This window comes from Streptomyces pristinaespiralis, assembly GCF_001278075.1.
GTDB classification, from domain to species: domain Bacteria; phylum Actinomycetota; class Actinomycetes; order Streptomycetales; family Streptomycetaceae; genus Streptomyces; species Streptomyces pristinaespiralis.
The window spans coordinates 200,880-212,467 of record NZ_CP011340.1 but is presented as its reverse complement, the minus strand read 5'-3'; the positions used below and the strand labels follow the sequence as shown (position 1 = coordinate 212,467).

8 protein-coding genes are annotated in these 11,588 nt (G+C 70.5%); 7 read left to right on the top strand and 1 reads right to left on the bottom strand.

From position 1 onward, the window contains the following. The first annotated feature begins 17 nt into the window (after positions 1-17). A complete protein-coding gene (locus SPRI_RS00890) occupies positions 18-1,286 on the top strand; it encodes an LLM class flavin-dependent oxidoreductase (RefSeq protein ID WP_005321872.1) in 1,269 nt (422 codons plus the stop codon). Between the two features lie 13 nt (positions 1,287-1,299). Here the strand turns inward: SPRI_RS00890 and SPRI_RS00885 are convergent, their stop codons facing one another. Next, on the bottom strand, positions 1,300-2,505 hold the full coding sequence (locus SPRI_RS00885) for an RNA-guided endonuclease InsQ/TnpB family protein (RefSeq protein ID WP_005321874.1): 1,206 nt from the start codon (positions 2,503-2,505) through the stop codon (positions 1,300-1,302). A 161-nt stretch (positions 2,506-2,666) separates the two neighbouring features. Between SPRI_RS00885 and SPRI_RS00880 the strand changes: the two genes are divergently transcribed. The 6 genes from SPRI_RS00880 to ahcY are packed head-to-tail and all read left to right on the top strand — an operon-like array spanning position 2,667 to position 11,533. Continuing rightward, complete coding sequence (locus tag SPRI_RS00880; RefSeq protein ID WP_050791658.1) at positions 2,667-3,500, top strand: LLM class flavin-dependent oxidoreductase; 834 nt, start codon at positions 2,667-2,669, stop codon at positions 3,498-3,500. A gap of 32 nt (positions 3,501-3,532) precedes the next feature. Then, positions 3,533-4,741, top strand: a complete 1,209-nt coding sequence (gene metK / locus SPRI_RS00875; protein ID WP_005321878.1) for a methionine adenosyltransferase — start codon at positions 3,533-3,535, stop codon at positions 4,739-4,741. Between the two features lie 28 nt (positions 4,742-4,769). Continuing rightward, positions 4,770-5,753, top strand: a complete 984-nt coding sequence (locus tag SPRI_RS00870) for a carbohydrate kinase family protein (RefSeq protein ID WP_037775626.1) — start codon at positions 4,770-4,772, stop codon at positions 5,751-5,753. Further along, a complete protein-coding gene (metH, locus tag SPRI_RS00865) occupies positions 5,750-9,238 on the top strand; it encodes a methionine synthase (RefSeq protein WP_005321881.1) in 3,489 nt (1,162 codons plus the stop codon). Before SPRI_RS00870 ends, metH begins: the two co-directional genes overlap by 4 nt. Continuing rightward, positions 9,235-10,137 carry a methylenetetrahydrofolate reductase [NAD(P)H] gene (gene metF / locus SPRI_RS00860; protein WP_005321882.1) on the top strand — a complete coding sequence of 301 codons (903 nt, stop codon included), beginning with the start codon at positions 9,235-9,237 and terminating at the stop codon, positions 10,135-10,137. Before metH ends, metF begins: the two co-directional genes overlap by 4 nt. Then, positions 10,115-11,533 carry an adenosylhomocysteinase gene (gene ahcY / locus SPRI_RS00855; protein ID WP_053556620.1) on the top strand — a complete coding sequence of 473 codons (1,419 nt, stop codon included), beginning with the start codon at positions 10,115-10,117 and terminating at the stop codon, positions 11,531-11,533. The genes metF and ahcY overlap by 23 nt, the downstream gene beginning before the upstream one ends. Positions 11,534-11,588: the final 55 nt, after the last annotated feature.

The following is an 11,588-nucleotide window of genomic DNA, read 5'->3' as shown; positions in this document are numbered from 1 at the left end:
CCGAGGAGACACCCACCATGACCGCACCCCGCCGGCGCATCACCCTCGCCGGCATCATCGACGGCCCCGGCGGCCATGTGGCCGCCTGGCGCCACCCGGCGACCAAGGCGGACGCCCAGCTCGACTTCGAATTCCACCGCGACAACGCCCGCACCCTCGAACGCGGCCTGTTCGACGCCGTGTTCATCGCGGACATCGTCGCCGTGTGGGGCACCCGCCTGGACTCCCTGTGCCGCACCTCGCGCACCGAGCACTTCGAACCGCTCACCCTGCTCGCCGCCTACGCCGCGGTCACCGAGCACATCGGCCTGTGCGCCACCGCCACCACCACGTACAACGAACCGGCGCACATCGCCGCCCGCTTCGCCTCCCTCGACCACCTCAGCGGCGGCCGGGCCGGCTGGAACGTCGTCACCTCCGCCGCACCGTGGGAGTCCGCCAACTTCGGCTTCCCCGAGCACCTGGAGCACGGCAAACGCTACGAGCGGGCCGAGGAGTTCATCGACGTCGTCAAAAAACTGTGGGACAGCGACGGCCGCCCCGTCGACCACCGCGGCACCCACTTCGAGGCCCCCGGCCCGCTCGGGATCGCCCGCCCCCCGCAGGGCCGCCCCGTCATCATCCAGGCCGGCTCCTCGCCGGTGGGACGCGAGTTCGCCGCCCGGCACGCCGAGGTCATCTTCACCCGGCACAACCGGCTCTCCGACGCCCAGGACTTCTACGGCGACCTCAAGGCACGCGTCGCCCGGCACGGCCGCGACCCCGAGAAGGTCCTCGTGTGGCCGACCCTCGCGCCGATCGTCGCCGCCACCGACACCGAGGCGAAGCAGCGCCTGCAGGAACTGCAGGACCTCACCCACGACCATGTCGCCCTGCGCACCCTTCAGGACCACCTCGGCGACGTCGACCTGAGCGCGTACCCGATCGACGGGCCCGTCCCCGACATCCCGTACACCAACCAGTCCCAGTCGACGACCGAGCGGCTGATCGGCCTGGCCAGGCGCGAGAACCTCAGCATCCGCGAGCTGGCCCTGCGGCTGATGGGCGACATCGTCGTCGGCACACCGGAGCAGCTCGCCGACCACATGGAGAGCTGGTTCACCGGCCGCGGCGCCGACGGCTTCAACATCGACTTCCCGTACCTGCCGGGCTCCGCCGACGACTTCGTCGACCACGTGGTGCCCGAACTGCAGCGCCGCGGCCTGTACCGCTCGGGCTACGAGGGCACCACCCTGCGGGCCAACCTCGGCATCGACGCCCCCCGGAAGGCAGGTGCAGCGGCTTGACTTCCTCCCCCGCCTAAAGGCGGGGGATTCCAGCGGTCGCCCGCTGGGGTTCCTGCTTCACCGACGACCGCCCCGTCCGGGAGGACTCCCGTTGAGGTCTTATACCGTCTCCACAGGCCGACGCCGCCAGCCCGGCGGCCAGGATGTTGCGTGCCGCATTCACGTCGCGGTCATGCACAGCGCCGCAGTCGCACGTCCACTCCCGGACGTTCAGCGGCAGCTTCCCGCGGACCGTGCCGCAGGTTCCGCACAGCTTGGAGCTGGGGAACCAGCGGTCGATCACGACGAGTTCGCGCCCATACCAGGCGCACTTGTACTCCAGCATGGAGCGCAGTTCCGTCCAGGCCGCGTCGGAGATGGCGCGCGCGAGCTTGCCGTTCTTCAGCAGGTTGCGGACGGTGAGGTCCTCGATCACGACCGTTTGGTTCTCACGGACGAGTCGAGTCGACAGCTTGTGGAGGAAGTCGCAGCGCCGGTCGGTGATCCGGGCGTGGACGCGGGCGACCTTGCGGCGGGCTTTCTTCCGGTTCGCCGACCCCTTCGCCTTGCGCGACAGCTCCCGCTGAGCCTTCGCGAGGCGGGCGCGGTCACGGCGCTCGTGCTTGGGGTTGGTGATCTTCTCCCCGGTGGACAGGGTCACCAGGGAGGTGATCCCGGCGTCGATGCCGACGGCCGCCGTGGTGGCGGGCGCGGGGGTGATGGTGTCCTCGCACAGCAGGGACACGAACCAGCGGCCCGCACGGTCGCGGGACACGGTCACCGTCGTCGGCTCCGCCCCTTCGGGAAGGGGACGGGACCAGCGGATGTCCAGGGGCTCCGCGGTCTTCGCCAGCGTGAGCTGTCCGTTACGCCACGTGAAGGCGCTGCGGGTGTACTCGGCCGACGCCCTGGACTTTTTCCGCGACTTGTACCGCGGGTACTTCGACCGCTTGGCGAAGAAGTTGGCGAACGCCGTCTGCAAGTGCCGCAGCGCCTGCTGGAGCGGGACGGAGGACACCTCCGAGAGGAAGGCGAGTTCTTCGGTCTTCTTCCACTCCGTCAGCGCGGCGGACGACTGCACGTAGGAGACCCGGCGCTGCTCGCCGTACCAGGCTCGCGTGCGCCCCTCAAGCGCCTTGTTGTACACGAGGCGGACACAGCCGAACGTGCGGGACAGCTCAGCCGCCTGCTCGTCCGTGGGATAAAAGCGGTACTTGAAAGCCCGCTTGACCTGCTGCATCACGCCTCACACGCTATCAGTTCCCGTGTGAGCGGCGGGTGTCTGCCGGTGGTTGCAGACGCCGAACCGCCCTGGCGGCGATTCGCCCATCCCTGCCCTGCTCCGCAAGAGCTTCGTCTCCTCCCCGGTCTGAAGGCCGGGGTATCCACGAAGGAATTCTGATGACCGCGCCCATCCTCGTCGCCACCCTCGACACCCGCGGCCCCGCCGCCACCCTCGGCACGATCACCCGCGCCGTGCGGGCCGCGGAGGCCGCCGGATTCGACGCCGTCCTGATCGACGACCGGGCCGCCGCCGGCGTCCAGGGCCGGTTCGAGACGACGACGCTGACCGCCGCGCTGGCCGCCGTCACCGAGCACATCGGCCTGATCACCGCCCCGCTCCCGGCCGACCAGGCCCCCTACCACGTGTCCCGGATCACCGCCTCGCTCGACCACCTCGCCCACGGCCGCACCGGCTGGCTCGCGAGCACGGACACCACCGACCCCGAGGGCCGCACCGGCGAACTCATCGACGTCGTCCGCGGCCTGTGGGACAGCTTCGACGACGACGCCTTCGTCCACGACCGCGCCGACGGCCTGTACTGGCGGCTGCCCGCCGTCCACCAACTCGACCACCAGGGCAGGCACTTCGACGTGGCCGGCCCCCTCAACGTCGCCCGCCCGCCGCAGGGCCACCCCGTCGTCGCCGTCACCGGCCCCGCCCTCGCCGCGGCCGCCGACCTCGTCCTGCTCGACGAGGCGGCCGACGCCGCCTCGGTGAAGCAGCAGGCACCGCACGCCAAGATCCTCCTGCCGCTGCCCGGCCCGGCCGCCGAACTGCCCGCCGACAGCCCCGCGGACGGCTTCACGGTGGCGCTCACCGGCTCCGACGACCCGGTCCTGGCCGCGCTCGCCGCCCGGCCCGGCCGCCCGGACCGCACCGCGGCCACCACCCTGCGCGAACGCCTGGGCCTGGCCCGCCCCGAGAGCCGCCACGCCCTCACCACCGCCTGACGACCCGTCCGCCCGCTGCTTCCTGGAGAGTCATGTCCCGTCGCCTGTTCACCTCGGAGTCCGTGACCGAGGGCCACCCCGACAAGATCGCCGACCAGATCAGTGACACCGTCCTCGACGCCCTGCTGCGCGAGGACCCCGCCTCACGCGTCGCGGTCGAGACCCTGATCACCACCGGCCAGGTCCACATCGCCGGCGAGGTCACCACCAAGGCGTACGCGCCCATCGCCCAACTGGTCCGCGACACGATCCTGGCCATCGGCTACGACTCGTCCGCCAAGGGCTTCGACGGCGCCTCCTGCGGCGTCTCCGTCTCCATCGGCGCGCAGTCCCCGGACATCGCCCAGGGCGTCGACAGCGCCTACGAGACCCGCGTCGAGGGCGAGGACGACGAGCTCGACCAGCAGGGCGCCGGCGACCAGGGCCTGATGTTCGGCTACGCCACCGACGAGACCCCCTCGCTGATGCCGCTGCCCATCGAGCTCGCCCACCGCCTCTCGCGCCGGCTCACCGAGGTCCGCAAGGACGGCACCGTCCCCTACCTGCGCCCCGACGGCAAGACCCAGGTCACCATCGAGTACCAGGGCAGCCGCCCGGTGCGCCTGGACACCGTCGTCGTCTCCTCCCAGCACGCCGCCGACATCGACCTCGGCTCCCTGCTCACCCCCGACATCCGCGAGCACGTCGTCGAGCACGTCCTCGCCGCACTCGCCGAGGACGGCATCAAGCTCGAGACGGACAACTACCGCCTGCTGGTCAACCCGACCGGCCGTTTCGAGATCGGCGGCCCGATGGGCGACGCCGGCCTGACCGGCCGCAAGATCATCATCGACACGTACGGCGGCATGGCCCGCCACGGCGGTGGCGCGTTCTCCGGCAAGGACCCGTCCAAGGTCGACCGTTCCGCCGCGTACGCGATGCGCTGGGTCGCCAAGAACGTCGTCGCCGCGGGCCTCGCCTCCCGCTGCGAGGTCCAGGTCGCCTACGCCATCGGCAAGGCCGAGCCGGTCGGCCTGTTCGTCGAGACGTTCGGCACCGGCACCGTCGCCCAGGAGCGCATCGAGAAGGCCATCACCGAGGTCTTCGACCTGCGCCCCGCGGCCATCATCCGCGACCTCGACCTGCTGCGGCCCATCTACGCCGCCACCGCCGCCTACGGCCACTTCGGCCGCGAACTGCCCGACTTCACCTGGGAGCGGACCGACCGCGCCCACCGGCTCAAGGCCGCGGCCGGTCTCTGAGCCGGCCGGACCTGTGAGGAGACCTGACGTGCGCATCGCTGTCACCGGTTCCATCGCCACCGACCATCTGATGGTCTTCCCCGGCCGGTTCGCGGATCAGCTGATCCCCGACCAGCTCGCTCATGTCTCGCTCTCCTTCCTGGTCGACGCACTCGAGGTGCGCCGGGGCGGAGTGGCGGCCAACGTCGCCTTCGGCCTCGGCGGCCTCGGCCTCACCCCCCAGCTGGTCGGCGCCGTGGGCAGCGACTTCGCCGAGTACGAGGTCTGGCTCAAGGAACACGGCGTCGACACCGGCCCCGTCCTGGTCTCCACCGAGCGGCAGACCGCCCGGTTCATGTGCATCACCGACCAGGACTCCAACCAGATCGCCTCCTTCTACGCGGGCGCCATGCAAGAGGCCCGCGACATCGACCTGTGGCACCTGACCACCGGCAGCGTCCGCCCCGACCTCGTCCTGGTCTGCCCGAACGACCCGGCGGCGATGCTGCGCCACACGGCGGAGTGCCGCGAACTGGGCCTGCCGTTCGCCGCCGACCCCTCCCAGCAGCTCGCCCGCCTGGAGGGCAGCGAGGTACGCGACCTCGTCGACGGCGCCCGCTGGCTTTTCACCAACGAGTACGAGGCCGCCCTGCTGCTGGAACGCACCGGCTGGGAACACGCCGACGTCCTCGCCAAGGTCGGCGCCTGGATCACCACCCTCGGCGCCGCCGGCGTCCGCATCGACCGGGCCGGCCACGAACCCCTGACCGTCCCCGCCGTCCCCGACGCGCCCGCCACCGACCCCACCGGAGTCGGCGACGCCTTCCGGGCCGGGTTCCTCGCCGGCACCGCCCGCGGCCTGGACCTCACCGGCGCCGCCCGCCTGGGCTGCGTCCTTGCCGCCGAGGCCCTCGGCGCGGTCGGCTCGCAGTCCTACCGCACCGACCGGACCCGCCTGCTGGCCACCGCGGAACGCGCCTACGGCTTTGACGCCGCCCGTCTGCTCGTCTCAGGACTGGGGGACCAGCTGTGACCGGCACCCGTATCGACGCCCTGCGCGAAGCGCTCGCCACCCGGGTCGTGGTGGCCGACGGCGCGATGGGCACCATGCTCCAGGCGCAGGATCCGACGCTGGAGGACTTCGAGAACCTCGAGGGCTGCAACGAGGTCCTCAATGTCACCCGCCCCGACATCGTCCGCTCCGTCCACGAGGCGTACTTCGACGTCGGCGTCGACTGCGTGGAGACCAACACCTTCGGCGCCAACCACGCCGCACTGGGGGAGTACGACATCCCCGAGCGGGTCCACGAACTGTCCCAGGCGGGCGCCCGGATCGCCCGCGAGGTCGCCGACGCCTACACGGCCTCCACCGGGCAGCAGCGGTGGGTGCTGGGCTCGATGGGCCCCGGCACCAAGCTCCCCACCCTCGGCCACGCCCCCTACACCCTGCTGCGCGACGCCTACCAGGCGAACGCCGAGGGCCTCATCGCCGGCGGCGCGGACGCGCTGCTGGTGGAGACGACGCAGGACCTGCTGCAGACCAAGGCCGCGATCATCGGCGCCCGCCGCGCCATGGACGCCACCGGCAGCCGCCCGCCGCTGATCTGCTCGGTGACGGTCGAGACCACCGGCACCATGCTGCTCGGCTCCGAGATCGGCGCGGCGCTCACCGCGCTCGAACCGCTCGGCATCGACATGATCGGCCTCAACTGCGCCACCGGCCCGGCCGAGATGAGCGAGCACCTGCGCCATCTCGCCCGCCACTCCCGTATCCCGCTGTCCTGCATGCCCAACGCCGGACTGCCCGTCCTCGGCAAGGACGGCGCCCACTACCCCCTGACCCCCGCCGAACTCGCCGACGCGCAGGAGCAGTTCGTCGCCGACTACGGTCTGTCCCTGGTCGGCGGCTGCTGCGGCACCACCCCGGAGCACCTGCGCCGCATCGTCGAACGCGTCCGTGACCTGACCCCACCGGCCCGCGAACCGCGGCCCGATCCGGGTGCCGCCTCCCTCTATCAGGCGGTGCCGTTCCGTCAGGACACCGCGTACATGGCGATCGGCGAGCGGACGAACGCCAACGGGTCGAAGAAGTTCCGCGAGGCGATGCTCGAGGGCCGCTGGGACGACTGCGTGGAGATGGCGCGCGACCAGATCCGCGAGGGCGCCCACATGCTCGACCTGTGCGTCGACTACGTGGGCCGCGACGGCGTCGCCGACATGGCCGAGCTGGCCGGACGCTTCGCCACCGCCTCCACCCTGCCGATCGTGCTGGACTCCACCGAACTCCCGGTCCTTCAGGCGGGGTTGGAAAAGCTCGGTGGCCGTGCGGTCATCAACTCGGTCAACTACGAGGACGGCGACGGCCCGGAGTCGCGTTTCGCGAAGGTCACCGCGCTCGCGAAGGAGCACGGCGCCGCGCTGATCGCGCTGACGATCGACGAGGAGGGCCAGGCCCGCTCGGTGGAGCACAAGGTCGCCGTCGCCGAGCGGCTGATCGAGGACCTGACCGGCAACTGGGGCATCCACGAGTCGGACATCCTCATCGACACCCTGACCTTCACCATCTGCACCGGGCAGGAGGAGTCCCGCAAGGACGGCCTCAACACCATCGAAGCCATCCGGGAACTCAAGCGCCGCCACCCCGACGTGCAGACCACGCTGGGCCTGTCGAACATCTCCTTCGGCCTCAACCCGGCCGCCCGCGTCCTGCTCAACTCCGTCTTCCTCGACGAGTGCGTCAACGCGGGCCTCGACTCGGCGATCGTCCACGCCTCCAAGATCCTGCCCATCGCCCGGTTCGACGAGGAGCAGGTCACGGTCGCCCGCGACCTCATCCACGACCGCCGCGCCGAGGGTTACGACCCCCTGCAGAAGCTCATGGAGCTCTTCGAGGGCGTCTCCACCACGTCCCTGAAGGCCGGCAAGGCCGAGGAACTGGCGGCCCTGCCGCTGGAGGAGCGCCTGCAGCGCCGCATCATCGACGGGGAGAAGAACGGCCTGGAAGCCGACCTCGACGAGGCGCTGAAGGACACGCCTGCCCTCGCCATCGTCAACGACACCCTCCTGGCGGGCATGAAGGTCGTCGGCGAACTGTTCGGCTCCGGGCAGATGCAGCTGCCGTTCGTGCTGCAGTCCGCCGAGGTCATGAAGATCGCCGTCGCTCATCTCGAGCCGCACATGGAGAAGACGGACGCCGACGGCAAGGGCACCATCGTGCTGGCGACCGTCCGCGGCGACGTCCACGACATCGGCAAGAACCTCGTGGACATCATCCTGTCCAACAACGGCTACAACGTGGTCAACCTGGGCATCAAGCAGCCCGTCTCCGCGATCCTCGACGCGGCCAAGGAACACAAGGCCGATGTCATCGGCATGTCCGGCCTCCTGGTCAAGTCCACGGTGATCATGAAGGAGAACCTCCAGGAGCTCAACCAGCGGGGCATGGCCGCCGACTACCCCGTCATCCTCGGCGGCGCCGCCCTCACCCGCGCCTACGTCGAACAGGACCTCCACGAGATCTACGACGGCGAAGTCCGCTACGCCCGTGACGCGTTCGAGGGCCTGCGCCTGATGGACGCCCTCATCGGCATCAAACGCGGCGTCCCCGGCGCCGCCCTGCCCGAACTCAAACAGCGCCGCGTCAAGGCCACCCCGGCCGTCGTCGACGAACGCCCCCCGGAGCAGCCCACCCGCTCCGACGTCGCAGACGACAACCCCGTCCCCACACCGCCGTTCTGGGGCAGCCGCGTCGTCAAGGGCATCCCGCTGAAGGACTACGCCTCCTGGCTCGACGAGAGCGCCCTGTTCAAGGGCCAGTGGGGACTGAAGGCCGCCCGCGGCACCGGCCCCACCTACGAGGAGCTGGTGGAGTCCGAGGGCCGGCCGCGGCTGCGCGGCCTGCTGGACCGGCTGCAGACCGACAACCTGCTCGAAGCGGCCGTCGTCCACGGCTACTTCCCCTGCGTCTCCAAGGGCGACGACCTGATCATCCTCGGCGACGACGGCTCAGAGCGGACCCGCTTCACCTTCCCCCGCCAGAGCCGCGGCCGGCACCTGTGCCTGGCCGACTTCTTCCGCCCCGAGGAATCCGGCGAGACGGACGTCGTCGCCCTCCAGGTCGTCACCGTCGGCTCCCGGATCGGCGAGGAGACCGCCAAGCTGTTCGAGGCCAACTCCTACCGCGACTACCTCGAACTGCACGGCCTGTCCGTCCAGCTCGCCGAGGCGCTCGCCGAGTACTGGCACGCACGGGTGCGCGCCGAACTGTCGATCGCCGCCGCCGACCCCACCGGCCTCGACGGCATGCTCCGCACCGAGTACCAGGGCTGCCGCTACTCGCTCGGCTACCCCGCCTGCCCCGACCTCGAGGACCGTGCCAAGATCGCCGCCCTGCTCGAACCGGAACGCATCGGCGTCCAGCTCTCCGAGGAGTTCCAGCTCCACCCCGAGCAGTCCACCGACGCGATCGTCGTCCACCACCCCGAGGCGAGCTACTTCAACGCCGGAGGAAGAGCATGAGCACCCTGCGCGAGATCCTCGCCGCGCCGGGACCCTCGTTCTCCTTCGAGTTCTTCCCCCCGAAGACCGCCCAGGGCGAACGCACCCTGTGGAACGCGATCCGCCGTATCGAGCCGCTGGCACCGGCGTTCGTGTCCGTCACCTACGGCGCCGGCGGCTCCTCACGCGACCGCACCGTCGCCGTCACCAAACGCATCGCCGCCGAGACCACCCTGCGTCCCGTCGCCCACCTGACCGCCGTCGGCCACTCGGTCGCCGAACTGCGCCACATCATCGGCCAGTACGCGGACGCCGGCGTGCACGACGTGCTCGCCCTGCGCGGCGACCCGCCCGGCGACCCGAACGCGCCCTGGACCGCCCACCCCGACGGCTTCACCCACGCCCACGAACTCGTCTCCCTGGTACGCCGGTCGGGCGACTTCAGCGTGGGCGTCGCCGCCTTCCCCGAGCGCCACCCCCGCTCGGCCGACTGGGACGACGACATCCGCCACTTCGTCGCCAAATGCAAGGCCGGCGCCGACTACGCGATCACCCAGATGTTCTTCCACGCCGAGGACTACCTGCGGCTGCGCGACAAGGTCGCCGCCGCGGGCTGCGACACCCCGATCATCCCGGAGATCATGCCCGCCACCGACGTGAAGCAGATCGCCCGCTTCGCCCAGCTGTCCGGCGCCACCTTCCCCGCCCACCTCGCGGGCCGCCTCGAGGCGGCCCGCGACAACCCGGCCGAAGGCCACCGCATCGGCGTCGAGTACGCCACCGCGATGGCCGACCGGCTGCTGGCGGAAGGCGCCCCGGGACTGCACTACATCACCCTCAACCGCTCCACCGCGACGCTCGAGATCCACCAGAACATCCAGAACTCAAGGAGTGCACATGCCCTCGCAGCCGGCCGCTGATTTCACGGATTTCAAGGTCGCGGACCTTTCCCTGGCCGAATTCGGCCGCAAGGAGATCACTCTCGCCGAGCACGAGATGCCCGGCCTGATGTCGATCCGCAAGGAGTACGCCGAGGCCCAGCCGCTCGCCGGCGCGCGCATCACCGGCTCCCTGCACATGACCGTGCAGACCGCGGTCCTCATCGAGACGCTGGTCGCGCTCGGCGCCGAGGTCCGCTGGGTGTCCTGCAACATCTTCTCCACCCAGGACCACGCCGCCGCCGCGATCGCCGCCGCCGGCATCCCCGTCTTCGCCTGGAAGGGCGAGACGCTGGAGGAGTACTGGTGGTGCACCGAGCAGGCCCTGACCTGGCCCGGCCACGCGGGCCCCAACATGATCCTCGACGACGGCGGCGACGCGACCCTCCTGGTCCACAAGGGCGTCGAGTTCACCAAGGCCGGCGCCGTCCCCGACCCCTCCACCGCCGACAACGACGAATACCGCGTCATCCTCGAACTCCTGCACCGCTCCACCCTCGACTGGCCCGCTCTCGCCGCCGAGATCCGCGGTGTGACGGAGGAGACCACCACCGGTGTGCACCGTCTCTACGAGATGCACCGCGACGGCGCACTCCTCTTCCCCGCGATCAATGTGAACGACGCGGTCACCAAGTCGAAGTTCGACAACAAGTACGGTTGCCGGCACTCGTTGATCGACGGCATCAACCGGGCCACCGACGTCCTGATCGGCGGCAAGACGGCGGTCGTGTGCGGTTACGGCGACGTGGGCAAGGGCTGTGCGGAGTCGCTGCGCGGCCAGGGCGCCCGGGTGATCATCACCGAGATCGACCCGATCTGCGCGCTGCAGGCGGCGATGGACGGCTACCAGGTGACCACGCTGGACGAGGTGGTGGAGAGCGCGGACATCTTCATCACCACGACCGGTAACAAGGACATCATCATGGCCTCGGACATGGCCCGGATGAAGCACCAGGCGATCGTGGGCAACATCGGGCACTTCGACAACGAGATCGACATGGCCGGTCTGGCGCAGCTGCCGGGTGTGGTGAAGGACGAGGTCAAGCCGCAGGTCCACACCTGGACGTTCCCCGACGGCAAGGTCCTGATCGTGCTGTCCGAGGGGCGTCTGCTGAACCTGGGCAACGCGACCGGTCACCCCTCCTTCGTGATGTCCAACTCGTTCGCGGACCAGACCCTGGCGCAGATCGAGCTGTTCACGAAGCCGCAGGAGTACCCGACCGACGTCTACGTGCTGCCCAAGCACCTGGACGAGAAGGTCGCCCGGCTCCACCTGGACGCCCTCGGGGTCAAGCTGACCACCCTGCGCCCGGAGCAGGCCGCCTACATCGGCGTCGAGGTCGAGGGTCCGTACAAGCCGGACCACTACCGCTACTGACGCCTGTCGGCACCCGCGAAGGAGGGCTCGCACCGACGCGGGCCCTCCTTCGCGG